34 protein-coding genes and 1 tRNA gene are annotated in these 26,325 nt (G+C 56.9%); 25 read left to right on the top strand and 10 right to left on the bottom strand.

Annotated features, from left to right (window positions below):
* The 9 genes from nrdR to P1U71_RS04330 all read left to right on the top strand — a co-directional run.
* Positions 1 to 388 (top strand): transcriptional regulator NrdR (gene nrdR / locus P1U71_RS04370; protein WP_301104331.1); only part of this gene is annotated, 388 nt, incomplete at its 5' end.
* Between the two features lie 33 nt (positions 389 to 421).
* Entirely contained in the window at positions 422 to 1,537 is a 1,116-nt protein-coding gene (gene ribD / locus P1U71_RS04365; RefSeq protein ID WP_301104330.1) for a bifunctional diaminohydroxyphosphoribosylaminopyrimidine deaminase/5-amino-6-(5-phosphoribosylamino)uracil reductase RibD, read from the top strand.
* 5 nt (positions 1,538 to 1,542) lie between these two features.
* Positions 1,543 to 2,139, top strand: coding sequence for a riboflavin synthase (locus P1U71_RS04360; protein WP_301104329.1), 597 nt, complete (start codon positions 1,543 to 1,545; stop codon positions 2,137 to 2,139).
* Positions 2,136 to 3,248: a 3,4-dihydroxy-2-butanone-4-phosphate synthase gene (ribB, locus tag P1U71_RS04355; RefSeq protein ID WP_301104328.1), complete on the top strand. Its 1,113-nt coding sequence runs from the start codon at positions 2,136 to 2,138 to the stop codon at positions 3,246 to 3,248. Before P1U71_RS04360 ends, ribB begins: the two co-directional genes overlap by 4 nt.
* Positions 3,249 to 3,251: 3 nt before the next feature.
* Positions 3,252 to 3,716 carry a 6,7-dimethyl-8-ribityllumazine synthase gene (locus tag P1U71_RS04350; protein ID WP_301104327.1) on the top strand — a complete coding sequence of 155 codons (465 nt, stop codon included), beginning with the start codon at positions 3,252 to 3,254 and terminating at the stop codon, positions 3,714 to 3,716.
* Positions 3,713 to 4,192, top strand: a complete 480-nt coding sequence (gene nusB, locus P1U71_RS04345) for a transcription antitermination factor NusB (RefSeq protein ID WP_301104326.1) — start codon at positions 3,713 to 3,715, stop codon at positions 4,190 to 4,192. The genes P1U71_RS04350 and nusB overlap by 4 nt, the downstream gene beginning before the upstream one ends.
* A 1-nt stretch (position 4,193) precedes the next feature.
* Complete coding sequence (gene thiL, locus P1U71_RS04340; RefSeq protein WP_301104325.1) at positions 4,194 to 5,192, top strand: thiamine-phosphate kinase; 999 nt, start codon at positions 4,194 to 4,196, stop codon at positions 5,190 to 5,192.
* 106 nt (positions 5,193 to 5,298) lie between these two features.
* Positions 5,299 to 5,859, top strand: a complete 561-nt coding sequence (locus tag P1U71_RS04335) for a DUF4865 family protein (RefSeq protein WP_301104324.1) — start codon at positions 5,299 to 5,301, stop codon at positions 5,857 to 5,859.
* A gap of 40 nt (positions 5,860 to 5,899) precedes the next feature.
* On the top strand, positions 5,900 to 7,093 hold the full coding sequence (locus tag P1U71_RS04330) for an MFS transporter (protein ID WP_301104323.1): 1,194 nt from the start codon (positions 5,900 to 5,902) through the stop codon (positions 7,091 to 7,093).
* 44 nt (positions 7,094 to 7,137) lie between these two features.
* Here the strand turns inward: P1U71_RS04330 and ppa are convergent, their stop codons facing one another.
* The gene (gene ppa, locus P1U71_RS04325; protein WP_301104322.1) at positions 7,138 to 7,653 is read right to left on the bottom strand and encodes an inorganic diphosphatase; all 516 of its coding nucleotides are present in this window, start codon (positions 7,651 to 7,653) and stop codon (positions 7,138 to 7,140) included.
* Positions 7,654 to 7,948: 295 nt separating this feature from the next.
* Between ppa and P1U71_RS04320 the strand changes: the two genes are divergently transcribed.
* Positions 7,949 to 10,054, top strand: coding sequence for a sodium-translocating pyrophosphatase (locus P1U71_RS04320; RefSeq protein WP_301104321.1), 2,106 nt, complete (start codon positions 7,949 to 7,951; stop codon positions 10,052 to 10,054).
* Between the two features lie 88 nt (positions 10,055 to 10,142).
* Here the strand turns inward: P1U71_RS04320 and P1U71_RS04315 are convergent, their stop codons facing one another.
* Positions 10,143 to 10,592 (bottom strand): outer membrane protein assembly factor BamE, encoded by a 450-nt coding sequence (locus tag P1U71_RS04315; protein WP_301104320.1) that lies wholly within the window; start codon positions 10,590 to 10,592, stop codon positions 10,143 to 10,145.
* Between the two features lie 163 nt (positions 10,593 to 10,755).
* Between P1U71_RS04315 and P1U71_RS04310 the strand changes: the two genes are divergently transcribed.
* The 11 genes from P1U71_RS04310 (at position 10,756) to P1U71_RS04260 (ending at position 18,677) form a co-directional block, all read left to right on the top strand.
* Positions 10,756 to 11,301: a ubiquinol-cytochrome C chaperone family protein gene (locus P1U71_RS04310; RefSeq protein WP_301104319.1), complete on the top strand. Its 546-nt coding sequence runs from the start codon at positions 10,756 to 10,758 to the stop codon at positions 11,299 to 11,301.
* Positions 11,302 to 11,483: 182 nt separating this feature from the next.
* On the top strand, positions 11,484 to 12,041 hold the full coding sequence (locus P1U71_RS04305; RefSeq protein WP_301104318.1) for a DUF177 domain-containing protein: 558 nt from the start codon (positions 11,484 to 11,486) through the stop codon (positions 12,039 to 12,041).
* A gap of 84 nt (positions 12,042 to 12,125) precedes the next feature.
* Positions 12,126 to 12,311 (top strand): 50S ribosomal protein L32, encoded by a 186-nt coding sequence (gene rpmF, locus P1U71_RS04300; protein WP_227950053.1) that lies wholly within the window; start codon positions 12,126 to 12,128, stop codon positions 12,309 to 12,311.
* A gap of 41 nt (positions 12,312 to 12,352) precedes the next feature.
* Positions 12,353 to 13,498 carry a phosphate acyltransferase PlsX gene (gene plsX / locus P1U71_RS04295; RefSeq protein ID WP_301104317.1) on the top strand — a complete coding sequence of 382 codons (1,146 nt, stop codon included), beginning with the start codon at positions 12,353 to 12,355 and terminating at the stop codon, positions 13,496 to 13,498.
* 12 nt (positions 13,499 to 13,510) lie between these two features.
* Positions 13,511 to 14,482, top strand: coding sequence for a beta-ketoacyl-ACP synthase III (locus P1U71_RS04290; RefSeq protein WP_301104316.1), 972 nt, complete (start codon positions 13,511 to 13,513; stop codon positions 14,480 to 14,482).
* A 185-nt stretch (positions 14,483 to 14,667) separates the two neighbouring features.
* Positions 14,668 to 14,973: an integration host factor subunit alpha gene (locus tag P1U71_RS04285; RefSeq protein ID WP_227950059.1), complete on the top strand. Its 306-nt coding sequence runs from the start codon at positions 14,668 to 14,670 to the stop codon at positions 14,971 to 14,973.
* Positions 14,974 to 14,995: 22 nt separating this feature from the next.
* On the top strand, positions 14,996 to 15,409 hold the full coding sequence (locus tag P1U71_RS04280; protein WP_367281120.1) for a MerR family transcriptional regulator: 414 nt from the start codon (positions 14,996 to 14,998) through the stop codon (positions 15,407 to 15,409).
* Positions 15,410 to 15,543: 134 nt separating this feature from the next.
* Positions 15,544 to 15,620, top strand: a tRNA-Pro gene (locus tag P1U71_RS04275).
* A gap of 159 nt (positions 15,621 to 15,779) precedes the next feature.
* The gene (locus P1U71_RS04270; protein ID WP_301104314.1) at positions 15,780 to 16,907 is read left to right on the top strand and encodes a hypothetical protein; all 1,128 of its coding nucleotides are present in this window, start codon (positions 15,780 to 15,782) and stop codon (positions 16,905 to 16,907) included.
* On the top strand, positions 16,907 to 17,422 hold the full coding sequence (locus P1U71_RS04265; protein WP_301104313.1) for a hypothetical protein: 516 nt from the start codon (positions 16,907 to 16,909) through the stop codon (positions 17,420 to 17,422). The genes P1U71_RS04270 and P1U71_RS04265 overlap by 1 nt, the downstream gene beginning before the upstream one ends.
* A gap of 187 nt (positions 17,423 to 17,609) precedes the next feature.
* Positions 17,610 to 18,677: a COX15/CtaA family protein gene (locus tag P1U71_RS04260; RefSeq protein ID WP_301104312.1), complete on the top strand. Its 1,068-nt coding sequence runs from the start codon at positions 17,610 to 17,612 to the stop codon at positions 18,675 to 18,677.
* 76 nt (positions 18,678 to 18,753) lie between these two features.
* On the opposite strand, the gene P1U71_RS04255 is transcribed toward P1U71_RS04260, so the two are convergent.
* The 3 genes from P1U71_RS04255 to P1U71_RS04245 form a co-directional block, all read right to left on the bottom strand.
* Positions 18,754 to 19,383 carry a hypothetical protein gene (locus P1U71_RS04255; RefSeq protein WP_301104311.1) on the bottom strand — a complete coding sequence of 210 codons (630 nt, stop codon included), beginning with the start codon at positions 19,381 to 19,383 and terminating at the stop codon, positions 18,754 to 18,756.
* 73 nt (positions 19,384 to 19,456) lie between these two features.
* Positions 19,457 to 20,245 (bottom strand): CsgG/HfaB family protein, encoded by a 789-nt coding sequence (locus P1U71_RS04250; protein ID WP_301104310.1) that lies wholly within the window; start codon positions 20,243 to 20,245, stop codon positions 19,457 to 19,459.
* Positions 20,229 to 20,657 carry a hypothetical protein gene (locus P1U71_RS04245; RefSeq protein ID WP_301104309.1) on the bottom strand — a complete coding sequence of 143 codons (429 nt, stop codon included), beginning with the start codon at positions 20,655 to 20,657 and terminating at the stop codon, positions 20,229 to 20,231. Before P1U71_RS04245 ends, P1U71_RS04250 begins: the two co-directional genes overlap by 17 nt.
* A 90-nt stretch (positions 20,658 to 20,747) precedes the next feature.
* On the opposite strand from P1U71_RS04245, the gene P1U71_RS04240 reads away from it, so the two are divergent.
* A complete protein-coding gene (locus P1U71_RS04240; protein ID WP_301104308.1) occupies positions 20,748 to 21,128 on the top strand; it encodes a VOC family protein in 381 nt (126 codons plus the stop codon).
* Between the two features lie 3 nt (positions 21,129 to 21,131).
* Here P1U71_RS04240 and P1U71_RS04235 read toward each other — a convergent pair whose 3' ends face one another.
* From P1U71_RS04235 to P1U71_RS04225, 3 genes are read right to left on the bottom strand one after another with little or no spacing between them, the layout of a single operon-like run.
* The gene (locus P1U71_RS04235; RefSeq protein WP_301104307.1) at positions 21,132 to 22,409 is read right to left on the bottom strand and encodes an O-acetylhomoserine aminocarboxypropyltransferase; all 1,278 of its coding nucleotides are present in this window, start codon (positions 22,407 to 22,409) and stop codon (positions 21,132 to 21,134) included.
* A 1-nt stretch (position 22,410) separates the two neighbouring features.
* Positions 22,411 to 22,902, bottom strand: coding sequence for a CoA-binding protein (locus tag P1U71_RS04230; RefSeq protein ID WP_301104306.1), 492 nt, complete (start codon positions 22,900 to 22,902; stop codon positions 22,411 to 22,413).
* A gap of 5 nt (positions 22,903 to 22,907) precedes the next feature.
* A complete protein-coding gene (locus tag P1U71_RS04225) occupies positions 22,908 to 23,714 on the bottom strand; it encodes an enoyl-CoA hydratase (protein ID WP_301104305.1) in 807 nt (268 codons plus the stop codon).
* Between the two features lie 159 nt (positions 23,715 to 23,873).
* Here P1U71_RS04225 and P1U71_RS04220 point away from each other — a divergent pair, with 159 nt between their 5' ends.
* The 3 genes from P1U71_RS04220 to rpsI all read left to right on the top strand — a co-directional run bounded on the left by P1U71_RS04220 (position 23,874) and on the right by rpsI (position 25,488).
* Positions 23,874 to 24,293: a PaaI family thioesterase gene (locus P1U71_RS04220; RefSeq protein WP_301104304.1), complete on the top strand. Its 420-nt coding sequence runs from the start codon at positions 23,874 to 23,876 to the stop codon at positions 24,291 to 24,293.
* A gap of 188 nt (positions 24,294 to 24,481) precedes the next feature.
* Complete coding sequence (gene rplM, locus P1U71_RS04215) at positions 24,482 to 24,946, top strand: 50S ribosomal protein L13 (protein WP_301104303.1); 465 nt, start codon at positions 24,482 to 24,484, stop codon at positions 24,944 to 24,946.
* Positions 24,947 to 24,948: 2 nt separating this feature from the next.
* On the top strand, positions 24,949 to 25,488 hold the full coding sequence (gene rpsI / locus P1U71_RS04210) for a 30S ribosomal protein S9 (RefSeq protein WP_367281119.1): 540 nt from the start codon (positions 24,949 to 24,951) through the stop codon (positions 25,486 to 25,488).
* 85 nt (positions 25,489 to 25,573) lie between these two features.
* Here the strand turns inward: rpsI and P1U71_RS04205 are convergent, their stop codons facing one another.
* Positions 25,574 to 25,939 (bottom strand): XRE family transcriptional regulator, encoded by a 366-nt coding sequence (locus P1U71_RS04205; protein ID WP_301104302.1) that lies wholly within the window; start codon positions 25,937 to 25,939, stop codon positions 25,574 to 25,576.
* Positions 25,940 to 25,943: 4 nt separating this feature from the next.
* Positions 25,944 to 26,294 (bottom strand): type II toxin-antitoxin system RelE/ParE family toxin, encoded by a 351-nt coding sequence (locus tag P1U71_RS04200; RefSeq protein ID WP_301104301.1) that lies wholly within the window; start codon positions 26,292 to 26,294, stop codon positions 25,944 to 25,946.
* Positions 26,295 to 26,325: the final 31 nt, after the last annotated feature.

Raw genomic sequence — 26,325 nt, 5'->3', positions numbered from 1 at the left:
CCGGCGGCGGCGGGCCTGTGCAACTTGCGGTGCCCGTTTCACCACGTTTGAGCGGGTGCAACTGCGCGAACTGACGGTGGTTAAAAAGGACGGTCAGCGAACGCCGTTCGAGCGCGAGAAGCTGGAACGCTCTGTCAGTATCGCGACCCGCAAGCGCCCCGTCGATCCGGACCGCATTGATCGCATGATCAACGGCATCGTCCGACAGCTGGAAAGCAGCGGCGATCAGGAAATCCCGTCGGACAAGATCGGCGAGCTGGTGATGGAAGGGCTGGCGGCCCTCGATAGTGTCTCCTATGTGCGCTTCGCCTCCGTTTATAAGGACTTCCGGGAGGCGAAGGATTTTGAAGAATTTATCGGCGAGCTCAGCACCAACGTCACAAGCTGACGCTGAACTCCGCCTCCAGAAACGCCGGACCCCATGACAGCCTCTAGCCCCCAACGCGATGAATTTCATATGCGGGCGGCCCTGCGCCTTGCCGCGCGCGGCCTTGGCCGGGTCGCGCCCAATCCGGCGGTCGGCTGCGTGATTGTCCAGGGCGGGAAGGTCGTGGGTCGCGGCTGGACCCAGGATGGCGGCCGTCCCCATGCGGAGACCATGGCGCTGGAGATGGCCGGGGTGGAGGCCAAGGGCGCAATCGTTTATGTCACGCTGGAGCCTTGCGCGCATCACGGCCAGACCGGCCCCTGTGCGGAGGCGCTGGTCGAGGCGGGCGTGGGGCGCGTTGTCGTTGCGCTGCGCGATCCGGATGAACGGGTCAACGGCGGCGGCATCGATATTTTACAGAAGGCCGGGATCGAGGTTGTCGAAGGCCTGCTCGCCAATGAAGCGGCGGAGCTGAACGCGGGCTTTCTCACCACGCGGCTGCACGGTCGTCCACTCGTCACCCTGAAAATGGCGACGAGTTTGGATGGCCGGATCGCTACCACCACCGGCGACAGCAAATGGATCACGGGACCGGCGGCGCGACGCTATGGACATATGCTGCGCGCCCAGAATGATGCGATTCTAATCGGTGTCGGCACGGCGCTGGTCGATAACCCGGATCTCACCTGCCGCATTGACGGCCTCGAAAAACAGTCCCCCATTCGCATCGTCGCGGATTCGCGCCTGCGGTTGCCGCTTACCTCCAAGCTGGTGGCGAAGGCGAAAGAAGTGCCGCTCTGGATTCTGACCGTGCCGGGCAATGACAAGGATCGCTTGCAGGCATTCGAGGACCTCGGCGTTCAGGTGATCGAGGTGACGGCCAATGCCTCGGGCCTTCCCGACATGACGCTCGGTCTTGAGATGCTCGCGAAACGCGGAATAACGCGAATACTTGTCGAGGGTGGTTCCCATCTTCTGGCAACGCTGATAAAAGATGAGTTGGCGGATCGCCTGATGTGGTTTCGCGCGGGCCGGATTATCGGCGGGGATGGTATTCCCGCCCTTGAATCCATCGGGCTGGAACGGATCAGCGAGGCGCCGGAACTTCACCTGATCGAGGAACGTCGGCTGGGCGATGATTTATTGGAAAGTTATTTTCTTCGGAACTGAACGGTATGTTTACAGGCATAATTACAGATGTCGGACGGGTTCGCGCCATCGAGAAACTCGGCGACACCCGATTTGAAATCGACACCTCCTACGACACGGATACGATTGATATTGGTGCGTCCATCGCCTGCTCCGGCCCGTGCCTCACGGTGGTCGAGAAGGGGGAGGGATGGTTCGCCGTCGATGCGTCCGACGAGACTCTCTCCTGCACCAATCTTGGCGACTGGATAGAGGGCACGGCGGTCAATCTGGAGCGGGCGCTCAAAATCGGCGATGAACTCGGCGGTCATGTGGTCACGGGTCATGTCGATGCCGTGGTCTCGCTGCTGTTTATGGAAAGCGTCGGCGATTCAACGAAGCTGGTTTTCTCCCTGCCGGAAAAATTCGCGGGGCTCGTCGCGGCGAAAGGCTCCATCTGTCTTGATGGCGTCTCCCTCACCGTGAATGAGGTCGGTGACGATCATTTCACCGTGAATATCATCCCGCACACGCAGGAACATACCACCTTTGGCGCGCTGTCCGTGGGGCGACGGATCAATTTCGAAATCGATGTACTGGCGCGCTATGTCGCCCGCATGACTGAGGTAAACAAGAAAAAATGAGCTATAAAGAATACCTCTCCTCAACAGAGGAAATCATTGAAGATGCCCGCAATGGCAAGATGTTCGTGCTTGTCGATGCGGAGGACCGGGAGAATGAAGGCGATCTGGTGATCCCGGCGCAGATGGCGACCCCGGATGTGATCAATTTCATGGCCAAGTTCGGTCGGGGCCTGATCTGTCTTTCCATGTCGGAAGAGCGGATCAACCATCTCGGCCTGCCGCTGATGGCGCAGGATAACGCCTCCCGCCTGACAACCAATTTCACGGTTTCGATCGAGGCGAGGGAAGGCGTCACCACCGGTATTTCCGCCGCCGATCGCGCTCATACGGTCGCCGTTGCCATCGATCCGACCAAGAACGCGCAGGATATTGTCTCGCCGGGCCATGTCTTTCCGCTGGTCGCCCGCGAAGGCGGGGTCTTGCGCCGCGCCGGTCATACGGAGGCGGCGGTTGATATTTCCCGTCTTGCCGGGCTACAGCCCGCCGGGGTCATCTGCGAGATCATGAATGACGACGGAACCATGGCGCGCCTGCCGGACCTGGTGAAATTCGCGCAGTTCCACGGGCTTAAAGTCGGCACGATTGCGGACCTGATCGCCTATCGCCGCCGCCATGACAGCCTGATCACACGGGAGGTCGAGGCCGATATCTCCAGCAAATATGGCGGCGACTGGAAGATGATTGTCTTCTCCAACCGGCCTGAATATGCGGAGCATGTGGCGCTGGTCAAAGGCGATGTCGCTGGCGACGATCCGGTGCTGGTGCGGATGCATGCGCTGAACCTGCTCGGCGATGTCCTCGGTGAGATTGACGAAAACCCCGATACCCTGCATAGCGCGATGGAACAGATTAACGCGGCGGGCAAGGGCGTTGTCGTCCTCATCCGCGAGCCGCGGGCGATGGCGCTTTCCGACCGGGTGCGCCGCAAGCTTGGCGAGCCGCTGAAAGAGCAGCATGAGCTCCGCGATTACGGCATTGGCGCGCAGATCCTCATCGATCTCGGGATCAAGAACATGATCCTGCTCTCCAATCATACGCGGACGGTTGTCGGCCTTGATGGCTATGGCCTCGCGATCACGGAAACCCGCCTGATCGAGCAGAAGGGTTAAGCCATGAGCAGTGATATACATGTGCTGATCGTCGAGGCGGATTTTTACCGCGATATCTCCGATGCGCTGCTCAATGGGGCGAAAGAGGTGCTGGACGCGGCGGGCGCGACTTATGAAACCGTGCAGGTGCCGGGCTGCCTTGAGATTCCGGCGGCGATCCGCTTCGCCATCAAGTCGATGGAGTTTATGGGTGGACGGCGGCGCTATGATGCCTATGTCGCACTCGGCTGTGTGATCCGAGGGGAGACCTCCCATTATGATACGGTGTCGGAGGAAAGCGCGCGGGCGCTGATGGATATCTCGACGGATTATTGCATCGCCGTTGGCAATGGTATCATCACATGCGAGAATGACGAGCAGGCCTGGGCCCGCGCCCGCAAAAGTGACAAGAACAAAGGCGGCGGCGCGGCGGAAGCGGCGCTTCAGATGCTCAAAATCAAGGAAAAATTCGGAATGTTCCCTCGATGAACGCGCGCAGTGAAAAACGCGGCGATAAGCACAGCCGACGCACCCTTGCCCGGCTGAATGCGGTGCAGGCGCTTTACCAGATGGAGCATGACAACCGTACCGCCCGCGAGGTGGTGGAGGAATTCCTGCAGCATCGCGTCGGGGCGGAGCTTGATGGCGACCAGTTCAAGGACAGCGACAAGCCGCTCTTTGAGGATATCGTGCTCAACACCAAGGACCGGCAGGAAGAGATCGACAAGCTGATCGGCGATCGTCTTGAGAAAGACCGGACGACGGCCCGGCTGGAGGTTGTGCTGCTCTGCCTGTTGCGCGCCGCGACCTATGAATTTCTCGCCCGCGTCGATATGCCCGCGAAAGTGCTGATCAAGGAATATATCGGCATCGCGCGGACCTTCTTCACGGGCAAGGAACCGGCGCTGGTCAACGGCGTGCTGGACAAGATCGCGAAAGAGCTGCGCGCCGGCGAATTCGACTGACATGTCAAACGATACGCGAGATACCGGGGAAGGTGAATTCGCGCTGATCGACAGGATATTGAAACCCCTTGCCGCGGATACACCCGCCGCGCTCGGCCTGACCGACGATGCGGCGGTCCTCACCCCGTCCAAGGGAAAGGACCTTGTGCTGACCAAGGACGCGATGGTCGCGGGCGTGCATTTTTTTGATTCAGACCTGCCCGGTGATATCGCGCGCAAGCTGCTCCGGGTCAATCTTTCCGACCTTGCGGCGATGGGGGCGGCCCCGGTCGGCTACTTCCTCGCGACGTTCTGGCCGGAAGATCTCCCGCGATCCTGGATAGAGGACTTCGCCGATGGTCTTGCCCTGGATCAGGTGGAGTTCGCGATCGGGCTGATGGGCGGGGATACGGTGCGCACGCCGGGGCCGCTGTCGCTGTCGCTGACCGCCATTGGGGAGGTGGCGACGGATAAAGCGCTCCGCCGGAATGGGGCAGAGGAGGGAGATTTGATCGTGGTCTCCGGCACGATTGGCGACGGGGCCCTCGGCCTTCTCGCGGCGCGGGAGGAACTCTCCGATCTCGATACGACGGATGAGGAATATTTGATCGACCGCTATCAGCTGCCGGAGCCGCGCCTTGCGCTTGGGCAGGCACTGGTCGGCCGGGCGACAAGCTGTATCGATATCTCTGACGGGCTGATCGCCGATATCGGCCATCTTACGGAGGAATCGGGATTGGGCGCGGTGATCGACTGGGAAAAAGTCCCGCTTTCCGATGCGGCGGAGGCGGCGCTGCAATCCGGTAAAAACCTGATCGAGGCTATCTTGACCGGCGGCGATGACTATGAGCTTGCCTTCACCCTGCCATCGGCGCGGCGTGATGATCTGGTCAAACTCGCGAAAGAGGGCGGGGTGAAACTTACCATCGTCGGGGAAATGGTCGCGGGCGAAGGGGTGCGGGTGAAACGGGAAGACGGCTCGGATATGCCGCTCACCGCGCGCGGATGGCAGCATTTTTGAACTGTTTTGGTGACAATGCATAATAGCTATGCATTTGTGTGGGTTGTCTTTGTGTCATATTCTTGACATATTCCACGAAATTTTTATGTACATTCGGGAGAGATGTATGCTGGCGATGCAATATATGGTGCGCTTGCCACAGGACTTTGACGATACGCAAATACATCAGCATGTGGCGTCCAGAAGTCAGCTGTTCGATGGTTGTCCGGGGCTGCGCCACAAATTTTACCTGTATGATTCCGAAGAGCGTGTCTATGCGCCCTTCTACATCTGGGAGAACGCCCAGTTCGCCCAGGAATTCCTTCTCAACAATCTGTTCAATGGCGTGACCGCCACTTTCGGCCGTCCGCGTGTCCGCAGCTGGCAGGTGGTCGCGTTTGACTATGGCCCGGCCAGGGAAAACCCGACCTATATGTGCAGCGCCGTGGACAAGGTGTCTTCCGCCCATCCGGTCGGCGCGCTGATGGAGAAGGAGAAGGCGGATCACCAAAGTCTTCTGAAGACGCCGGGGCTTTATGCGCATATGGTCCTGCTGGATCCGGATCGATGGGAGAAGGGCCTCTACAGCCTCTGGCAGTCGCGGGAGCAGGCAGTGCCCGTCAAGGCGGATTGCGTCAGTGATTATGAGGTTCTGGAAAGCTATCGGCAAATGCGGGGCGCCGCATAAGCAACGCGCCTAACACATATTCAACAAGAAGGACGGGAACATGATGGACCGCCGGACCAAACTGAGTATTTTATTGATGTCCGGGTGTCAGGCGCTGATGAACAGCACCACCTCCATCATGATATCCTCGGCGGCGCTTGCCAGCCTCGTCCTGCTCGGTGACGATAAGTCGCTCGCGACCCTGCCGGTGACGGCGGTGGTGACGGGAACGGCGCTTGCCACCATTCCGGCCTCCCTCTTTATGCGGCGGGTCGGCCGCAAGCCGGGCTTTCTCGCTGGCGTGTTGATCGGCATCTCCGGCGCGGCGATCTGCAGCTACGCGATCTGGGTTGCCAGCTTCTGGCTGTTTGCGTTCGGCGCGATCTTTGTCGGCATGTCAACGGCCTTCGGCAATTATTATCGCTTTGCCGCGATCGATATCGCGGGCAACAAGAACAGAAGCAAGGCCGTTTCCTATGTGCTGGCGGGCGGCGTGATCGCCGGATTTCTCGGGCCCCAGATCGCCAGCCACAGCAAGGATTTGTTTGCGCCGTTCCTGTATCTCGGCTCTTACCTCTCGATTATCATTCTGGGCCTCCTCGCGCTGATTTTCCTGAGCTTCGTCAAGATCCCGAAGATGGTTATCCCCGATCATGAGACGGCGCAGCGCCCCTTGTCGGAGATTGTCCGGCAGCCGACTTTCATCGTCGCCGTATTGAGCGCCATGATCGGCTATGGCGTGATGAGCCTGGTGATGACGGCGACGCCGCTTGCCATGGTCGGCTGCGGCCATCAGCCGAGCGATTCCTTCAACGTCATCAGCTGGCATGTGGTCGCCATGTTCGGCCCGAGCTTTTTTACCGGCTCGCTGATCTCCCGCTATGGGGAGTATAAGATCATCATTTTGGGCGCGCTGCTGGGCTTGGGAAGCGTGACCGTCTCTCTTATGGGGCTGGAGCTTGCGAATTTCTATATCGCGCTGGTCCTGCTCGGCCTCTCGTGGAACTTCATGTTTATCGGGGGCACGACGCTGGTCGCGACGACCTACCGCCCGTCCGAGACGGCGAAGGTGCAGGGGTTGAATGATTTTCTGGTGTTCGGCACCGTGGCGACCGCGTCCTTGATGAGCGGTCAGCTGCAGGAGCGTTTCGGCTGGGACGTAGTCAATCTCGGCGCTCTGCCGCTGCTCGGTTTCGTCATCCTGCTCGCGCTCTGGAGCATGCGCAGCCAGCGGCGGCGGGCGCCTGCGGCATAAAAAAGGCGGGCCGAAACCCGCCTTGCATTCTCCTGGCTGCCAACTCAGACGATGGATTTGCGGATCATCTCCGCGGCTTCCTCGGCGTCGCCCCAGCGCTTGATGCGGACCCATTTATCTTCTTCCAGATCCTTGTAATGCTCAAAGAAGTGGGAAATCTGGTCGAGCAGGATGCCGCGCAGATCGGTGTAGTCGTTGATATTGGAATAATAGGGGTGCAGCTCATCCACCGGCACGCTCAGGATTTTCTCGTCCTGCCCGGCCTCGTCCTCCATGATCAGCACGCCAACGGGACGGGCGCGGATGACGGCGCCGGGCATGACCGGAATGGGCCCGGCCACCAGAACATCCACCGGATCGCCATCATCGGCGAGGGTCTGCGGAATGAAGCCGTAGTTGCACGGATAGAACATCGCCGTATGCAGGAACCGGTCGACGAACATGGCGCCGCTTTCCTTGTCCACCTCATATTTGACGGGGACACCGCCAAGAGGGATTTCAATCACGACATTGACGTCCCACGGCACATCCTTGCCCGCCGGAATTTTTGAAAGATCCATGACTCATCGTCTCCTGGGAAATACTGGCGCTGCGATAGCATGTTCCGGAAGATTTTGCCACCGGCTAATCAAAAAAATTCGTTCAAAATGCATATGAAAAAATGCTTGGAAAGGGTGCGCTAAATTAGGCAATTCCAATAGCTTGCGAAAAATAAGCTAATCTGGCATTCTACGGCCCGACTGAAGCTTGAGATAGCCAGGTTTTATACTTGGGGGGAAGCTTAGCGCAACAATGAACAATAAAATGAGGCCATCCCGTTGATGGCCTTTTCGTAACTTTGATGGGGATGAAAGAATGTCAGTAGAATTATGGATTCCGATTGTCTGCGGACTGATAGCCTTGGGCTACGGTGTGTATGCCGGCAGGTCGGTTCTTTCGCGTGATGCCGGAACGGAGAAAATGCAGCAGATTTCGGCCGCGATTCAGGAAGGGGCGTCTGCCTATCTGAACCGCCAGTATATGACCATCGGTCTCGTGGGGATCGTCATATTTGTTATCCTGTTCTTTATTTTTGGCCTCAAGGTCGCCATTGGCTTCCTCATCGGCGCGGTTCTGTCCGGCGCGGCGGGCTTTATTGGCATGCATGTGTCTGTCCGGGCCAACGTCCGCACCGCCGCTGCCGCCTCCAAGAGCCTGAGCGACGGTCTTGACGTTTCCTTCAAGGCGGGCGCGATCACGGGTATGTTGGTTGTCGGCCTCGCCTTGCTGGCGGTTGCCGGCTACTACGCTTATCTGACAAGCACCGGCGTTGACGGCCGGGATATGGTCAACAGCCTTGTCGCCCTCAGCCTGGGCGCCTCCCTGATTTCCATCTTCGCCCGGCTGGGCGGTGGTATCTTCACCAAGGGCGCCGATGTCGGCGCCGACCTCGTCGGTAAGGTCGAGGCGGGTATCCCCGAGGATGATCCTCGCAACCCGGCGGTTATCGCCGATAACGTGGGCGACAATGTCGGTGACTGCGCCGGTATGGCCGCCGACCTCTTTGAAACCTATGCGGTGACCGTGGTTGCGACCATGGTTCTGGGCTCCATCTATTTCGCGAATGATGTCGCCTTGATGAGCTATCCGCTGATGATCGGTGCGGTTTGTATCCTGACGTCCATCGTCGGGACGTTCTTCGTCAAGCTTGGGGCCAATAACAGCATCATGGGGGCGCTGTACAAGGGCTTCCTGGTGACGACAGTCCTCTCCGCGATCGCGCTTTGGCCAGTCACTTCCTTTACCATCGGCATGGACACTGTCTATACGATTGGTGAGAAAGAGTTCACGGGAATGAGCCTGTTCTTCTGCGGTCTGGTTGGTCTCGTGGTGACGGGTCTGTTGATCTGGATCACGGAATATTACACCTCGACCGAATACCGTCCGGTGCGCAGCATTGCGGCCGCGTCTGAAACCGGTCACGGCACCAACGTCATTCAGGGCCTTGCGGTCTCGATGGAAGCGACGGCGGTTCCGGCAATTATCATCTGTGCCGGTATCATCGTGTCCTATAATCTGGCGGCGCTGTTTGGCATTGCCATTGCGGTGACAACGATGCTGGCGCTGGCCGGGATGATCGTCGCGCTCGATGCCTATGGTCCAGTCACGGACAACGCCGGCGGTATCGCGGAAATGGCGGAGATGGACGAGGAAGTCCGCAAAACCACGGACGCGCTTGATGCCGTTGGCAATACGACGAAGGCTGTCACCAAGGGCTATGCAATCGGTTCCGCCGGTCTTGGCGCGCTGGTGCTGTTTGCCGCCTATACGGAGGATCTCAAGCATTTCATCAGTCTGGCGACCCCGACTGAGTTTCCGTTCTTCCAGGGCGTCACCCTCAATTTCAGCCTGCAAAACCCCTATATCGTTGTTGGCCTGATCCTGGGTGGATTATTGCCCTATCTGTTCGGGGCCATGGGCATGATGGCCGTGGGCCGTGCGGCGGGTTCCGTCGTGCGTGAAGTGCGTCGGCAGTTCAAGGAAATCCCCGGCATCATGGAAGGCACCGGCAAGCCCGATTACGGGCGCGCGGTGGACTTGCTGACCAAGGCGGCGATCAAGGAAATGATCATTCCGTCCTTGCTGCCGCTTCTGGCGCCGATCGTTGTCTTCTTCGTGATACTGCTTATTGCGGATAAATCAGCCGCGTTCGCAACCCTTGGCGCCATGCTTCTGGGCGTGATTATCACCGGTCTCTTCGTCGCTGTCTCCATGACGGCGGGCGGCGGTGCCTGGGATAACGCCAAGAAATATATTGAAGATGGCAATCACGGCGGCAAGGGCACGGATGCCCATGCGGCGGCGGTGACCGGCGATACGGTTGGCGATCCCTACAAGGATACGGCCGGTCCGGCGGTCAACCCGATGATCAAGATCACGAACATCATCGCGCTTCTGTTGCTGGCGGCGATGGCGCACTAAGCCAGAGCAGTCAAAGCCCAAAAGAAAACCCCCGGTTCCGGCCGGGGGTTTTTTCATGCGCGTAAAGGTAAAAGCGGGACGGGCGGCGTTATTGCTCGCCAGAGCTGTTGAACCGGCCAAGGTTGCCAAACAGCTGTTCCAGCAGGCCAAGCTTGCGTCCGCCGGTCGGGGTTTCCCGCTCGACAACCTCAATCTCCTGCCCGTCTTCCTTATTCAGGTCCTTGACCTCGGCGACCACGTCATTGATGTCGAACTTGACGATCACAATGTCGCGTTCGGTCACTTCCTTGGCGAAGAAGGCGAGATGTTCCGTCTTGCTGCTGATATAGTACCAGGCATCGCCTTCGGTCTGGAAGGTGGCGATGCTGGAGGGGGAGCCCATGATGGCCTGCACCGAATCCTTGTTGGTCACGCCCGCTTCGATCTGGGCGAGCTGTTCAGGGTCGAGGCGATAGCCCTGATTTGTCTTGATCGGCTCACAGGCGGTGAGCGCGAGGCCGACAACGGCAATGGAAAGCCCGGTCTTCAATCGTTTCATGGTTCCTTGCTCCGGCGTGGCTTTCAGTTGACTAAACGCCGTGAAATGCGTAACTCAAGGGTAATAAATGGCTTGCCGCTCGGCAAATGTCAAATTTTCTTGAGGGCGCGGCGGCGATGGTGATGAAAAAGCGAATATATGCCGGATTAGCGGGAGGAATCGCGTGGGGCTAGCAAATTTCTTTCGCCGCAATCCGCTGGAAGGTCCGGCGGCGGATCTTTATGCGGAAATCGTCCGCCAGTCGCGCATCCCCGCCTTTTACGAGGTGGCGGCGGTCCCTGACACGGTTGACGGCCGGTTTGAGATGATTTCGCTTCATGCCTTCCTGATCATGCGTCAGTTGAAGGGGGAGGGAAAGCAGGCGCAAAAGCTCTCCCAGGCGCTGTTCGACGAGATGTTCGCGGATATGGACCAATCTTTGCGCGAAATCGGTATCGGCGATCTCAGCGTCGGCAAGCATATCAAGAAAATGGCCAAGGCCTTCTATGGCCGTGTCGCGGCGTATGATTCTGCCCTCGACGGGGAGGGGGCGGAAACGCTGGAGGAGGCACTCCTCCGGAACCATTACGGCACGGTTGAGGATGTCCCGGCGGAGGCCGTGGCGGCGCTCGCGGGCTATATGCGCGCCGCGGATATGCGACTCAAAGGGCAGGGGGTCGATGCGCTGATGCAGGGACGCGCGGATTTCGGCGGGTTTTTGCCCCGGTAGCCGGCATTGATTTTATTGAATTTTCTTCTTGTTTCGCGGGCGGGAACACGCCATTTTCGGGAAATAACAAAATCCGTTGACCATATGCATCGAAACCAGTATTTTCGCGCCTTCGAATCACATGCCCGACGGAATGACGCCGGTCGGTTATGCATGGGCTGGTTTTGGAAGGAAATGTCGCCATGAAGGGTGCCGGGGGTAAAACCGCTCGGTTGATCAATGTCGAGCGTCTCGGGCGGGAGCCCATGAACTTCGATATTCAGGTGACCGAGGCGGAGTGCGAGGCGATTGTAACGTCGCTGGATATTCTGGCGCTTTCCGGTGTTAAGGCAAGCGGATCGCTGGTTCGCCAGGGTAAAAATGGCCAGGTGGTGGTGACCGGGCGGCTTCGGGCGACGGCGGTTCAGGCCTGTGTCGTGTCGCTGGACCCGGTGGAGCAGGCGATTGACGAGGAATTTACGGTGTTCTACACCTTCGATCCGGAAGATCTCGAGATTGAGGATCTGGACAAGGTTGTCGGGCTGGAAGAGCCGGACCCGCCGGAATTGATCGTCGGGGGCCGGATTGATCTGCTGGCCATGGTGTCGGAACAGGTTGCGCTGGCGCTGGAGCCCTATCCGCGGCGGGCGGGCCTGCCGGAGCCGGTGGAAGAAGAAGATTTAGACATGGATCAGGTGAAGAAGGAGCAGGGGACACACCAACCCTTTGCAAATTTGAAGGACTTGATGAGCAAGAAGTGATATGAAGGCATAACGCTATCTCATATCGATGTAATTTATATTGTCGCCCTGACGTAAGGGCATCTGAAGTGAGAGACTGGAAAAATGGCAGTACCAAAGAGAAAGACCACCAAATCCAAACGTAACATGCGCCGGTCGCATGATGCGCTTGTCGGCACGCAGACACAGGAATGCCCGAATTGCGGCGAAATGAAGCGCGCCCACCATATTTGCGGTTCTTGTGGCCATTATGGCGACCGCGAAATTCTGGAAACGAGCGACATCCTCTAATCGGCGTTTGCTGATTAGGATGGCCGGGACCGGACAGAAATATGCCTGAGAATATTGTCATTGCTCTTGATGCGATGGGGGGGGATGATGCTCCCGACATCGTGATTAAGGGCATCGACATTGTCCGTGTGCAGTTTCCCAAGGCCCGTTTCCTTCTGTTCGGCGATGAGGCGCGGCTGGAACCGCTCCTGAAGGCCTATCCCGGGGTGCGCGCCGCTTGCGAGCTGCGCCACACGGATGAGGCTGTCAAATCCGAAGACAAACCAAGTCAGGCGCTGCGCAAGGGCCGCAAGAGCAGCATGCGTCTTGCGATCGATTCCGTGCGTTCGGGCGAGGCCGGGGCGATTGTCTCGGCGGGCAATACCGGCGCGCTGATGGCGATGGCGAAAGTCTCGCTCCGGATGATGGCGGGGATCGACCGGCCGGCGATTGCGTCCGTGCTGCCCTCTCCTCGGGGGGAGACGGTCATGCTCGACCTCGGCGCCAATGTCGAATGCGACGCCGATAACCTCGTGCAATTCGCCTTTATGGGGGCCGAGTTTGCTCGCGCCGTGCTGGGCCGTGTGCCGCCGCGCGTTGCCCTTCTCAATGTCGGGATCGAGGAACTTAAAGGTAACGATACCATCAAGGAAGCGGGGGAGCGCCTTAAATCCATCGAGCATCCGCCCTTTGAATATCAGGGTTTTGTCGAAGGCGACGATATTACCCGCGGTGTCGTCGATGTGATTGTCACCGACGGATTTACCGGCAATGTGGCGCTGAAGACTGCCGAAGGGGTGGTGCGGCTGTTTACCGATTTCCTCCGCGCGGGCTTTCGAAGCTCCCTTCTCGCCCGCATCGGCTATATATTCTCGCGCGGCGGCCTGAATGTCCTGAAAGAGCGGCTGGATCCGCGCATGTATAACGGCGGCGTTCTTCTCGGCCTCAACGGTCTTTGCGTGAAAAGCCATGGCGGCACCGACGCGATGGGCTTCGCCAATGCCATCGGGGTGGCCGTTGAGATGGTTTCCGATGACATGATCGATAAAATGCGCAATAATTTCGAGACCTTTGATATGGCTGCAAAAATGAGTAATAATACAGCCACGCCTGACGAGGATGAGGAAGAACAGCAATCCGCCACTTCGGCATCCCGGCCCATCAAGAACACAGATCAAGCCTCCGGCACCGTTGAAGATGCCGGATAGAACAGGAAGTACATGCGTCGCTCAGTTATTACCGCCACCGGGTCCTACCTTCCCAAACGTATTCTTACGAATGACGAACTTTCCCAGATGGTGGACACGACGGATGAATGGATTGTCGCCCGGTCCGGCATCAGGCAACGGCATATCGCGGCGGAGGGGGAGCTAACCTCCGATCTCGCGACCCATGCGGCGAAGGCGGCGCTGGAGATGGCGGGGCTCAAACCCGACGACATTGACCTGATCGTGCTTGCCACCGCGACGCCGGACGAAACCTTCCCCGCGACCGCGACGGTGGTGCAGAAGAACCTCGGTATGACCGGGGGCTTTGCCTTTGATATCCAGGCTGTCTGTACAGGTTTCCTCTACGCGTTGGCGACGGCGGATAATTTTGTGAAATCGGGCCAGGTGTCCCGCGCGCTGGTCATCGGCGCGGAGACTTTCTCGCGCATTCTCGACTGGGAAGACCGCACGACCTGCGTGCTTTTTGCCGACGGCGCGGGCGCCGTTATCCTGGAGGCGGAAGAGGGCGCGGGCACATCCGACGATCGCGGTATTCTTACCAGCCATCTGCATTCGGACGGCGAAAAACACGATCTTCTCTATGTCGATGGCGGCCCGTCCTCGACCCAGACGACCGGCTATCTCCGGATGGAGGGGCGGGAGGTGTTCCGCCATGCGGTCAACAATCTTGCCAGCGTCGTTCATGAGGCGATGGCGGCGACCGGCCTGACGACGGACGATATTGACTGGCTGGTGCCGCATCAGGCGAACAAGCGGATTATCGACGGGACGGGGCGTAAACTTAAACTCGATCCTGAGAAAGTTGTCCTAACTGTCGATAAACACGGCAATACTTCCGCCGCATCTGTTCCGCTCGCCCTGGACGAGGCGGTGCGCGACGGGCGCATCAAGCGGGGCGACCTGCTCTTGCTGGAGGCCATGGGCGGCGGCTTTACCTGGGGTTCGGCGCTGGTGCGCTGGTAAGCTGCGCGCGAATCTCTTTTCCGGCAACTTCCTCAGACCGTCAAAACCGCGATCAATTTCAATCAGTTATCGCGTCTTTTTGCCAAAAATAGGGCTTTTCGGCGGATAACAGCCGAAAATTACACCTTTATGATTGACGAGACCCGCCGCATTGATAATCCTGTATAGTCTAATGGGGTGATATCATGACGAAAAATACTTTAACCAGAGCAAATTTAGCAGAAGCTGTTTATCAGCAGGTCGGCCTGTCGCGCAATGAATCCGCGGATCATGTCGAGGCTATTCTGTCGGAAATTTCAGACCGGCTTGTCGCCGGCGAGACTGTAAAGATTTCTTCCTTCGGCAGCCTGCAGGTGCGGCAGAAAACCGGACGGATCGGCCGCAACCCGAAAACGGGGGAGGAAGTGCCGATCAACCCGCGCCGGGTGCTCGTCTTTCGCGCGTCCCACGTGCTGAAGGACAAGATCAATAAGGGCAACGGTGGCGCATAAGGTGGCGAGAGAAGCACAGAAACTGCAAAAATCGCCCGACGCTTTCCGTACCATCAGCGAAGTCTCGGCGGAGCTGGAAGTACCGCAGCATGTCCTGCGCTTCTGGGAGACGAAGTTCAAGGTTGTCAAGCCGCTGAAACGCGGCGGCGGGCGGCGCTATTACCGGCCCTCCGATGTGGAGCTGATCCGGGGCATCCGCGATCTTCTCTACAAGCATGGCTTTACGATTCGCGGCGCGCAGAAACTTCTCAAGGAGCAGGGCGGTCGCATCGATAATGTGGACGCCATGGTCTCCGCCGCGCGCGCCGAGGGGAACCCGGCGCTTGCCCAGGCGGGAAGCGATGGCGGCGGGAGCGCGCCTCTCTCGGGCGATGCGAAGGCGCAGCTGCGCGGGGTGTTGAGCGATCTGAAAGAGCTGAAAGAGATGCTCACCTAGGCATTCTCTTTGAGGAATTTTGCGGGCCTGAAAAAAGTGGGTTTGGTGCCATAACGGGCGTTGCCATCGCGCGCGGGCGTCAGTATAGTGCGCCAGCCTTGGGCTCGAAATACGGCCCGGTCGCCAGGATCTGGCGGGCAGTAGCGCAGCCTGGTAGCGCACTTCGCTGGGGGCGAAGGGGTCGGAGGTTCGAATCCTCTCTGCCCGACCAATGAGAAGCCTCGAAACCACACGGTTTCGGGGCTTTTTTAGTGTTAAGTGCATAGCATAGGTGATTTATCTAAATTTTTATTCTCGTTTGTTTTGAGTTTCTTTTTTTCTAATGTACGATAGCAGTTGCTTTGAGGGCGGATAAATTTGAGGGTGAAAGATGGTTTGTAAGGTCGATTTAAATACGCGAATATTGGAAAATGACCATAAAGTTTATCTAGCAAGGCCCGGCAAAGGATACAGGCTATATGATGAATTTTTAGCGAATTTTGTTGTTGGCCCCGAAATGCCGGGAGTGGACCTAATACCAGGAAGGGTAATCTCTAATCAGCCAAATCTGGATTTACGATTAAAAAAATCTATCGCAATAAGAAAGTGGCTAAATGAGGGTCGTAAAAATAAAGATCGACCAAGCGACTCAATTAACAGCTATAAAAGCTTTGGAAATGCTAGGAGTAAAGGCCAACTGCTCGCTGTTTTGAAAGGTTACTTTGAAGAAATGCAGCAAACAGATTTGCTTGTTATTCCTCCAGGTGCTTTTGCTAAACAAACTTTAATAGCGGAACCAATTGGAGATCCAGAAGACTTTCAAAATGAAAAATTTGAGAAGTATTTTGAAAAATACAGTATACCGACAAGAAAAATTAAAGTGCTTAGCGAAATTGAAAAACGAGCGCTTCCCAGTCATGTTCAAGATATAATTGCCAAGCCGAATATGTTGGTTCTTCTTGGAAAATCAGAAGCTGAATTTTTCTATAGACTAGCTTATGGGAATTACACTGTTGGCGGAAATAATCACGCAAAATTAAGAGTGACTTCCGAAAGCTATGATACGACAGATGATTTAAGGATAATCGCATTCCTTAACTTTGTTGCGTTAAATACGGGAAATATCAGTATTAGCAAAACAGGTAACGTTGCTTCTATTAAAGAGGCGGCATTCGCAGATTTGGGAGATTTTTCGCCAAATTTTAAGTCTAATATTAACTCTCCGGGTTGGATAAGCTTATCTTCTTCCTATATAATACCTCTCACAACCGTAGCTTTGCTGGGCTTAGCAATGAGTGTTGGGCCTGATGCGGTGTCTTTAGCAGAAAATGGCAACCTTGCAGTTATTAATAGTTCGGGTCCAGCTGATAATGAATGCGTTGCTGAGGTTCATACTTCTGTTATAGAACAATTAAACCTTCTTGGGTTAGATAGGTGGCAAGAAGCATGCGAGATTTTTAAAAGCGCTGCTGAAGAAACCGGACTTGAAACAAATGTCACCGTTACTAAGGTTAAATGATGTCGATCGGCAACATTGAAAAATCACGGCCTATATGGGAGAGGTATGCAATAGTTTTAACTATCGCAGGTGCCGTTATAGGTTCAATTATTGGATTTTTTGTTGCCGATTTCAGTTCTTTTAGATCTGATAACAAGACCGAAATTTCAGCAAGATATGAAAAGGCGAAAGAAACGGCGATCGATGCTTTTCAGAAATTGCAGCCCTTTGCCGATGTTGCGGTCGGCAAGAAACCGGAATATACAACTAGACAAGTTGAAGATTTACAAAAAACACTTAAAGCTTTGTTTTCATATGCTCAGAAAGTTGCCGATGATGTTCCGGGGTTAAAGCCTGAGTATGATAGATATTCTAATGCCATTACATCACTTAATGATGCAATAAACCGATTTTTGAATCCTGGAGATGCGAAGAAATTCGTCGAAGCAACGTCAGAGTTTTTTGATGCCCAAGAGAAATTTGACGAGAAGTATAGCCAGCTAACCAAATCCTATTTCTTAAGTTGGGTGGACTAAGTTCTATCTAGTTGAAAGTTATATTTTCACCAATTGAGAATTCTTACAACTTTATTAAGAGAAGTTTAGGCTGCTAATTTCGCGAGTCAATTAATCCCGCAGGCGACCGGCCTGCCCCCTGCGGCGGAGTGCCGCAACACCCCTTGCACTATATTGCTTTTGGTCGGAATTGGGCTATGTTGCGGCCATGATAACGGATATTCAGGATAACGGGGCCGTGGGCGCGCGCGATGGCCGCAAACTGGTGATTGGCTGGCTGGCGCTGGTGGCGCTGCTGGTGTTTGCGATGATCGTGCTGGGCGGGGTCACGCGGCTGACCAATTCGGGCCTGTCGATGACCGACTGGAAGCCGGTGACGGGCTGGCTACCGCCGCTGAGTGGTGAGGCCTGGATGGCCGAGTTTGAGCGCTACAAGGCGTTCCCCGAATATCAGAAAATCAATCACGGCATGACCCTTTCCGAATTTCAGGGGATTTACGCCTTCGAGTTTGCCCATCGGGTGCTGGGCCGCATTATCGGCCTCGCGTTCTTTGTGCCCTTCGTGCTGCTGCTGTTGTTCCGAAAAATTCCGAGGCAAATGGCGCCCCGGCTTGGAGTTCTCTTCCTGCTCGGCGCGGCGCAGGGCGGCATGGGCTGGTTTATGGTCAAAAGCGGCCTGGTCGATCAGCCGGACGTCAGCCATTACCGCCTGACGGCGCATCTCGCGCTTGCCAGCCTGATTTTCTCGGTGCTGCTCTGGACAATCTTCGATCTCACCCGACCCGCCCTGCAAAGGGCCATGCCGGCGACCGCGATGCTGCGGCGGACGGGATATGCACTCCTGTTCCTGATCGCGCTGCAGATTATCATCGGCGGCTTTGTTGCCGGGCTCAACGCGGGCTTTGTCTATACGGACTGGCCGCTGATGGGCGGGCGGTTCGTGCCCGAGGATTTCCTCTATCTGCAGCCGCTCTATCACAACTTTCTTGAAAATCCGGGGACGGTGCAGTTTGTCCATCGGATGGTCGGCTATGCCATCGCGCTCGCCGCCATCTGGCTCTATCTGGTGAGCCGGAGCGGGGGGCTCTCTCGTCGCCTCCGTCTCGGCATTTCCTGGACGGTCAGCCTCGTCCTTGCGCAGGTATTCCTTGGCATTGTCACGCTGCTCCATGTGGTGCCGGTCGCCCTCGGCGCGGCGCATCAGGCGGGCGGCATGCTGGTCCTCGCTGCCGCGCTCTTCACCTTGCATGAACTCCGGGCGGAGCGGGCAGGATAAAACCGGCCAGCAATAAGCTGACCGGCGATAGAGGCTGCTCCCGCACCAGACGGATCACGGGGGGCGCATGCCCGCCTTAATTCTCAGGGCTGGGGGGAGGCGTGTCGTCCGGAACGACCTCTACGGGCGAGCTGTTGATTGAGACGCCCACGCCCACGCCCGCGACCGCACCTGCTTCAGCAGAGGGGGAGCTGGGCAGGACAGGCCCCGGGTTAAAATGTCCACTGATGGGAGATGACGACCCCGTATCGGCACCGGCTCCAGCGGCAGCGATGGCGATAACTTCGACATTAACAGCGGGTGCATCGGGATTGGTGTCGTCTCCGCTCAATTTATTAAAGTTGAAGCTCGTCGTCTGGAAGTGGCTGTATGCCATAATATTGGAAACGTTGAACGGGTTAGAGGCTCCACCGTCCGGATCGGCCTTCAACGGATTCACAAGAAGCAGGGAATCATTGATATTCTGTACCGAAAGAGCATTTCCAGTATTGATGCTTGCCAGATTAACGGAGTTGCTGCCCCCAACGGTGACGGTGCCGCCATTGCCACTGACGCTCGAGAAAACTCCATTGCTGTCGACCGATAGATCGGGGTTGCCTGCGCCTGCGCCGCCCCCGCCGCCACCGGAGGAGGGGCCGTTCCAGCCCGCCATCGCCGGTGTGGCGAGCATGGCCAGGGCAATCGCGCTTACGGTAAGTTTTTTCATGATAATATCCTTTGTCTGAAATGGATTGAAAGAAATGGACGCATCGCCTGTTGGTGACATTCAGTTTTTCTATTTAGCTGTTTGATGGAATGTCTTCGACGCCTTCAACGCTGTCGACGATTTGCTGGCAGTTCTTCCGCAGGTCGGGATTGAGCTCCGACAGCATTTCATAGAGACCAAACTGGAGCATGGACCGCAAGGAGAGTTGGAGCGGCTCGCGGTTCTGGCCGCTGATATCGAGATCGACCAGCGTATCCCCGAAGAAGCGCCCGATCCCGAAGCCGGCCTCATCGGCGAAGATCTGCTTCGAGATATTGACCGCCGCCAGCACTTCGGAGGTGCGCGCATTGGTCAGATGCAGATCCAGCCCGACAATGGCGCGGTTCTGCCGATAGCGCGGGCCGATCCCGGCAATGGTCAGTTCCGCCGCCGCGCCGGGAATGAAATCAAGCGTATTGATGGAACCGGTAATATAGTAATCCATCAGGACAAACTGCCGCGCATCGCGAAGGCCAAGCTGGATTTCGGTGATGATCGGTCGGGGATCGCGGCGGTTGACGATGGATTCCGCCTTCGCCTGAACCAGCGTGGTCAGCATCATGTCCCCGGCGCCTTGCGTGACATATCGTCCCGTGCCGGAAAATTCCGCGCTGAACTTGCCGGTGGCGTCGGTAATTTCGCCGACGGCCCAGACGCCGCGCAATTTGCTCTTCTCCGCGACGCAGGCGACAAGTGTGTCATAGGGCGTTCTCAAGGTCTGAACCGGAGGCCCGCTGGGCAACGCCACATTCTCACTGCTTGTCGCGATGCAGCCGGTCAAAAAAACCGGCAGTAATAATAGGGATTTAAGGATTGCTTGCATTATTCACCTGTACCTGGCATGGCGCACCTATGGTGGAGGATATATTGGTGGAATCTTCGTTTGTCGCCGGTGAATCGACCGACGTAGAGCTGACGATCTCCCCGCAGTTGACCGGGGTGACAAAGACATTGTCCAGGTTACTGTCGGTGAAAACCGTCTGCGAACCGATGGTGGTCGTCTGCGCGCCGATATTGGTGATGTAGCTGTTGTACTGGTTCCAGCCGTCGTAGAAGCCGCCTTCCTTCTTCTCGATCAGTTCGGCGATGGCAGACTTGGTCAGGATGTCATAGGATGTCTGGAAGTGGGTGCTGTCGTTCCAGTTCGCCGCCGCCGTGGCCGTGCCGTCCCTGGCGGTTGCGATTGCCGGTAAAGTAAATAATAGAATTGAGGCAGCGATGAATGAATACTTCATAGTTTTTCCTTAATAAATAAATTATTTACTTAACTGGTGCCGAATTAAGTCTGTTTCAATAATAAAAATACTATAAATAGAGAAATAAATATGATTAAAAATCTGGATCATTTAGTTTTAACTGTCGCAGATATTGAGCGAACGAAGGTATTTTACTGTAAAATATTGGGAATGACTTATGAGGAATTTGGTGAAGGGCGGCGCGCAGTGACGTTCGGGTCGTCCAAAATCAACCTGCATCTGGCCGGTCACGAGTTCGAGCCGAAGGCGCATCTGGCGAAACCCGGCACGGCGGATCTGTGCTTTATTATCGAGGGGGAACTCGGCGACATGCAGGCCCGGCTGGACGCGGCGGGCATCGATATTCTGGAAGGTCCGGTCACGCGGACAGGGGCGAGGGGGTCGATCACGTCTCTTTACGTGCGCGACCCCGATCTCAACCTGATAGAGCTATCCGTTTATGAGGGATAGCGGTTAGCTGGCGGCGAGGGCCTGTTCCAGATCGGCGATGATATCGCTAACATTCTCGATCCCGACGGAGAGGCGGACAACGTCCGGCCCGGCGCCCGCGGCGACCTGCTGTTTCTCATCGAGCTGGCGATGGGTGGTGGAACTCGGATGGATGATCAGGCTCCGCGTATCGCCGATATTGGCGAGATGCGAGAACAGCTCCACCTTTTCGACCATCTTGACGCCTGCGTCATAGCCGCCCTTGATGCCGAAGGTCAGCACCGCACCGGCACCGCCATTCAGATATTTCTGGCCGAGATCATAATAGGGATCGCCCTTGAGGCCCGCGTAGGACACCCAGCTCACCTTGTCATGGCCCTTTAAATACTCCGCGACCTTGAGTGCGTTGGCGCTATGCCGTTCCATGCGGAGCGGCAGGGTCTCAATCCCGGTCTGGATGAGGAAGGCATTAAACGGGGAGAGGGCAGGGCCAAGATCGCGCAGGCCCAGGGCCCGGCAGGCAATACCGAAGCCAAGCTCGCCGAAGGTCTCATGGAATTTGAGGCCGTGATAGGACGGGTTCGGCTGGCTCAGGGTCGGGAATTTGTCCGATGCGCTCCAGTCGAACTTGCCGCTATCGATGATCAGCCCGCCGATGGAGTTGCCGTGCCCACCGAGGAATTTCGTCGCCGAATGGACAACGATATCCGCGCCCCATTCGAACGGGCGGCAATGGTAGGGCGTCGCCAGCGTGTTATCAACGATGAGCGGGATGCCCGCGTCATGGGCGATCTTGGCGATGGCCTCGATATCCGTCATCACGCCGCCGGGATTGGCAAGGCTCTCGATAAAGATGCCCTTGCATTTCGGCGTCAGCGCCTTTTTGAAATCCTCCGGATCCGTCGGATCGACGAAGATGGCGTTCCAGCCGAACTTCTTGAAGGACTGGCCGAACTGGGTGATCGAGCCGCCATAGAGCTTGGTGGACGCGAGGAAATCATCGCCATTTTCCATCAGCGTGTGAAAGACGATCATCTGCGCCGCATGGCCGGACGCCACCGCAAGGCCCGTCGCGCCGCCTTCCAGCGTTGCCACCCGCTCTTCCAATACGGCGGTGGTCGGGTTGGTCAGGCGGGTATAGATATTGCCAAACGCCTGAAGATTGAAAAGCTCCGCCGCGTGATCGACATCATCGAACACATAGGATGCGGTCTGGTAGATGGGGGTCACCCGCGCGCCGGTGGTCGGGTCCGGTGCCGCGCCGGCATGAATGGAGAGAGTCTCGAATTTTGGGGTGCTCATGTTATTTTTTCCCTACTAGTTTTGATCTTTTTGATGAAATAACGCCGGATCGGCCGCCCATAAAGGCGATTTCCCCGGACAGGCGGCCGAATTCTATTTTGGGGCAGCGGTTCATCACGACTTTAAGCCCGGCGGCCTCCGCCACCTTCGCCGCGTCGTCGTGGCGGACACCCAGCTGCATCCAGATGACCTTCGCGCCGATCTTGATCGCCTCGTCCACAATCGGCGGAATGGCCTCGCTGGCGCGGAAGCAATCGACCATATCGATGGGCACGGGGATATCGGAGAGGGAGGCATAGGCCATCTCGCCCAGCAGTTCCTGCCCCGCAATGCCGGGATTGACCGGGATACAGCGATATCCTTTGCGCTTCAGATATTTCATGACGTAGTAGCTCGGGCGCGCGGGGTTGCTGCTCGCGCCGACCACGGCGATGGTCTTCACGTCATTGAGGATGCCGGCGATATACTCATCGGCGTAAGCATCGTGATCCATGGAGCCTATTTTCCCCGCCAGACCGGCGCGCGCTTCTCCTTGAAGGCGGTCATGCCTTCCTGCCCATCCTCGGAGGCGATGTTTTCCTGCATAACACCGGAGGTGAATTTATAGGCTTCATCAAGGGGCATGTTGAGCTGTTTGTAAAAGGCCGATTTACCGAGTTTCAGGACCAGCGGCGATTTCGAGGCGATATTCTTCGCCATGGCCTGCAGATGATTGTCCAGTTCGCCGTCGGGCAGGGCGGCATTGATCAGGCCGATTTCCACCGCACGCGCCGCGTCGATAAAGTCTCCGCTGACCAGCATTTCCATCGCCTGTTTCGGCGCGACATTACGGCTGAGGGCGACCATGGGGGTGGAGCAGAACAGCCCGAAGTTAACGCCCGAGGTGGCGAATTTCGATGTTTCCGATGCGTAGGCCAAATCGCAGGAGGCGACAAGCTGCGTCCCCGCCGCCGTCACCGCGCCATCGATGCGGGCGATCACCGGCTGCGGCAGGGTCACGACGCCCTGCATCATGGTGCTGCATTGTTTTAGGAGATCGCCGACCGTCCCCTCGTCATGGGAGGCGATGACTTCCTTCAGGTTATGCCCGGAACTGAAAACCGGGCCCGTTGCCTCGATAATGACGACATGAATGTCCGTTGACGCCGCAATCTCGTCCAGCAACTCCTGCATCCGTCCCATCATCTTGCGCGACAGGGAGTTGCGGCTCGTCGGATCGTTGAGCGTTATCGTGGCGATATGATCCGCCACATTGAACCGGATGATGTCTTCATTGTCCTTGTTCGTTATTTCTCTGCCAGACATTCGGTCATTCCTCGTAAATTCGTCTTTTGACAGATACCATAATCCTTTCTCGCGGCGGATCAATGCCATAGCGGTAATTTTCTGACCGTTTCGCGAAGGGCTTGCGGCGGCGGGGGAGGGCGATTATCTTGCCCGCATCACAAGGAGGAGAAACCGCCCATGCCTGTTATGACCGCCGAAATGCTGGAAACCTTCAACCGGGAACATTTCCCGCAGGTCGATCATCTCGGGCTGAAGGTCGCGCATGTGGATGATGAAACGATCGAGATCCGCATGACAACGCGGGAGCGGCATCTGCGCCCGGGCGGCACGGTTTCGGGCCCGACGATGATGGAACTGGCCGATGCGGGGATGTATCTGCTGCTGCTCGCCCAGATCGGGCCGGTCGCGCTCGCGGTGACCACCAGCCTCAATATCAACTTCCTGCGCAAGCCCGAACCGGGGGAGATGGTGGCGAAGGGGCGGCTGCTCAAGCTTGGTAAAACCTTGGCTGTCGGGGAATTCAGCCTCTATGCGGGCGATCCCGATGATCCCGTCGCCCATGTCACCGCGACCTATGCCATTCCGCCGAAAAGGTGATCTTGAACCGGTTCTGCAGACATGGGGCTGATTTTGCGGTATTATAATACCACAAACATAAATTAATGAAAATACAACGCTATTTCGGTTGACTTGGGGTGAAAGTGAGCATATACCCGCCACCAGATCGGGAGCAAACGCTCCCTTTATTTGTTGTGGCACGCTTTTATGCGAAGGCTTGAGTTAAAATGAAAACCTATTCTGCGAAACCATCCGAGGTGGAGAAGAAATGGCTGCTGATCGATGCTGAAGGGCTCGTTCTCGGTCGTCTTGCCTCGATTATTGCGACCCGCCTGCGCGGCAAGCATAAACCCATGTACACGCCCCATATCGATTGCGGCGACAATGTCATTGTCATCAATGCGGAAAAAGTCGCCCTGACCGGCAAGAAGCTGACCGACAAGGTGTTCTACTGGCATACCGGTTATCCGGGCGGCATCAAGAGCCGGACAGCGGAAAAAACGCTGGGAAGCGCGCATCCGGAACGGCTGATCCTGAAGGCCGTTGAGCGGATGATCCCGCGCGGCGCATTGGGGCGGGAGCAGTTCAGCAACCTGCGCGTCTATGCCGGTTCCGAACATCCGCATGCGGCGCAGAACCCCGAAGTGGTTGATGTTGCGTCGATGAACGCCAAGAACGTAAGGAGCGCCTGAGTATGGCCGATGAAGCAAACTCCCTTGAAGATTTGAAAGACCTGACGGAAGGCGCCGCCAAGGATGCCGGTGCCCCGGCCGCCGAAGACGGCGTCGAAGTGATCGAGGCCGCCGAGGTTATCGAAGTTGTCCACGCCGATCCGGTGATTGACAGCCTCGGCCGTTCCTACGCGACCGGCAAGCGGAAAAACGCCATTGCCCGCGTCTGGATCAAACCCGGCTCCGGCAAGTTCACCGTCAACGGCCGCGATCAGGAAGTCTATTTTGCGCGCCCCGTGCTCCGCATGATCCTGCTGCAGCCGTTCGAGGTGACCGACCGCGTTGGCCAGTTCGACGTGATCTGCACGGTAAAGGGCGGGGGTCTCTCCGGCCAGGCCGGTGCGGTGCGCCACGGTATCTCGAAAGCATTGACCGCTTATGAGCCGGCCTTGCGCGCGGCACTGAAAGCCGAAGGCTTCCTCACCCGCGACAGCCGCGTTGTGGAACGGAAAAAATACGGCCGCGCGAAAGCCCGCCGGAGCTTCCAGTTCTCCAAGCGTTAATCGCGAGAGCTATATACGAGAAAGAAAAGGGCTCGCTTCGGCGGGCCCTTTTTTGTTGGATCGAGCATGGCGCCGAGCGATTTTATCAGGAAGCGGCTTGATGGGCGTTGGAAGGCTCAACTTCATTTGCTGGCTTAGACAAACTGGAAAAATTCTCGATCTTTACAGAGTGGTTCGGAAAACGGGCAATCAGTTCAAGATCACCGCCCATGGCTTGAATAAATCGGCGAAGTGTACCTACCAGCATGTCCGCGCGTTTCTCCATCTTCGCGACAGAGCCTTGGCCAACATGCAGGATCGCGGCAATTTCCTCCTGGGAAAGCTGCATCGCTCTACGAAGCTCTGAGAGGTTCATTTCCATCTCGAGTTTTGCGGATTTTTCGTCAGCGCGCGCTTGCGACTCCGGGCTCATGCGGGCACGCAGCTCTGAAAACTTGTGTCGTCCAGCCATTGGTTTATTCTCCTTTCAATTCCTGCAGATGCACATCATAGAGATCATCTGCAATCGGGATCATCTTTTCGTAGAAACGATCATCTCCGGTTTTGTCGCCCCCTATCAGCAAGATTGCCGTACGTTCGGGGTTGAAGGCATAGAACACCCTAATCGGATGTCCGTGGCTCTGAATGCGAAGCTCACGCATATGACTGTGCCTTGATCCTTCAATCCCGCTGGAGTAGGGGTGAGGCAATTGCGGCCCGCGTTCTTCAAGAAGTCTTACACTGGCGGCGATATCTTCTTGCTCTGACCCATTAATGTTGTCCCACCAGTCACCGAACTCATCAGTGTATTCAACATCCCATGCCATGAAGGGAATATTATTCCTTTGAAGGAATATG

The organism is Sneathiella sp., from assembly GCF_029233945.1.
GTDB lineage: Bacteria > Pseudomonadota > Alphaproteobacteria > Sneathiellales > Sneathiellaceae > Sneathiella.
This window is presented reverse-complemented; position numbering and strand designations above follow the sequence as displayed.

Coding starts and splice junctions, on each gene's coding strand:
- ribD (WP_301104330.1), top strand. CDS start 422: ATGACAGCCTCTAGCCCCCAACGCGATGAATTTCATATGCGGGCGGCC.
- P1U71_RS04360 (WP_301104329.1), top strand. CDS start 1,543: ATGTTTACAGGCATAATTACAGATGTCGGACGGGTTCGCGCCATCGAG.
- ribB (WP_301104328.1), top strand. CDS start 2,136: ATGAGCTATAAAGAATACCTCTCCTCAACAGAGGAAATCATTGAAGAT.
- P1U71_RS04350 (WP_301104327.1), top strand. CDS start 3,252: ATGAGCAGTGATATACATGTGCTGATCGTCGAGGCGGATTTTTACCGC.
- nusB (WP_301104326.1), top strand. CDS start 3,713: ATGAACGCGCGCAGTGAAAAACGCGGCGATAAGCACAGCCGACGCACC.
- thiL (WP_301104325.1), top strand. CDS start 4,194: ATGTCAAACGATACGCGAGATACCGGGGAAGGTGAATTCGCGCTGATC.
- P1U71_RS04335 (WP_301104324.1), top strand. CDS start 5,299: ATGCTGGCGATGCAATATATGGTGCGCTTGCCACAGGACTTTGACGAT.
- P1U71_RS04330 (WP_301104323.1), top strand. CDS start 5,900: ATGATGGACCGCCGGACCAAACTGAGTATTTTATTGATGTCCGGGTGT.
- ppa (WP_301104322.1), bottom strand. CDS start 7,653: ATGGATCTTTCAAAAATTCCGGCGGGCAAGGATGTGCCGTGGGACGTC.
- P1U71_RS04320 (WP_301104321.1), top strand. CDS start 7,949: ATGTCAGTAGAATTATGGATTCCGATTGTCTGCGGACTGATAGCCTTG.
- P1U71_RS04315 (WP_301104320.1), bottom strand. CDS start 10,592: ATGAAACGATTGAAGACCGGGCTTTCCATTGCCGTTGTCGGCCTCGCG.
- P1U71_RS04305 (WP_301104318.1), top strand. CDS start 11,484: ATGAAGGGTGCCGGGGGTAAAACCGCTCGGTTGATCAATGTCGAGCGT.
- rpmF (WP_227950053.1), top strand. CDS start 12,126: ATGGCAGTACCAAAGAGAAAGACCACCAAATCCAAACGTAACATGCGC.
- plsX (WP_301104317.1), top strand. CDS start 12,353: ATGCCTGAGAATATTGTCATTGCTCTTGATGCGATGGGGGGGGATGAT.
- P1U71_RS04290 (WP_301104316.1), top strand. CDS start 13,511: ATGCGTCGCTCAGTTATTACCGCCACCGGGTCCTACCTTCCCAAACGT.
- P1U71_RS04285 (WP_227950059.1), top strand. CDS start 14,668: ATGACGAAAAATACTTTAACCAGAGCAAATTTAGCAGAAGCTGTTTAT.
- P1U71_RS04270 (WP_301104314.1), top strand. CDS start 15,780: ATGGTTTGTAAGGTCGATTTAAATACGCGAATATTGGAAAATGACCAT.
- P1U71_RS04265 (WP_301104313.1), top strand. CDS start 16,907: ATGTCGATCGGCAACATTGAAAAATCACGGCCTATATGGGAGAGGTAT.
- P1U71_RS04260 (WP_301104312.1), top strand. CDS start 17,610: ATGATAACGGATATTCAGGATAACGGGGCCGTGGGCGCGCGCGATGGC.
- P1U71_RS04255 (WP_301104311.1), bottom strand. CDS start 19,383: ATGAAAAAACTTACCGTAAGCGCGATTGCCCTGGCCATGCTCGCCACA.
- P1U71_RS04250 (WP_301104310.1), bottom strand. CDS start 20,245: ATGCAAGCAATCCTTAAATCCCTATTATTACTGCCGGTTTTTTTGACC.
- P1U71_RS04245 (WP_301104309.1), bottom strand. CDS start 20,657: ATGAAGTATTCATTCATCGCTGCCTCAATTCTATTATTTACTTTACCG.
- P1U71_RS04240 (WP_301104308.1), top strand. CDS start 20,748: ATGATTAAAAATCTGGATCATTTAGTTTTAACTGTCGCAGATATTGAG.
- P1U71_RS04235 (WP_301104307.1), bottom strand. CDS start 22,409: ATGAGCACCCCAAAATTCGAGACTCTCTCCATTCATGCCGGCGCGGCA.
- P1U71_RS04230 (WP_301104306.1), bottom strand. CDS start 22,902: ATGGATCACGATGCTTACGCCGATGAGTATATCGCCGGCATCCTCAAT.
- P1U71_RS04225 (WP_301104305.1), bottom strand. CDS start 23,714: ATGTCTGGCAGAGAAATAACGAACAAGGACAATGAAGACATCATCCGG.
- P1U71_RS04220 (WP_301104304.1), top strand. CDS start 23,874: ATGCCTGTTATGACCGCCGAAATGCTGGAAACCTTCAACCGGGAACAT.
- rplM (WP_301104303.1), top strand. CDS start 24,482: ATGAAAACCTATTCTGCGAAACCATCCGAGGTGGAGAAGAAATGGCTG.
- rpsI (WP_367281119.1), top strand. CDS start 24,949: ATGGCCGATGAAGCAAACTCCCTTGAAGATTTGAAAGACCTGACGGAA.
- P1U71_RS04205 (WP_301104302.1), bottom strand. CDS start 25,939: ATGGCTGGACGACACAAGTTTTCAGAGCTGCGTGCCCGCATGAGCCCG.
- P1U71_RS04200 (WP_301104301.1), bottom strand. CDS start 26,294: ATGGCATGGGATGTTGAATACACTGATGAGTTCGGTGACTGGTGGGAC.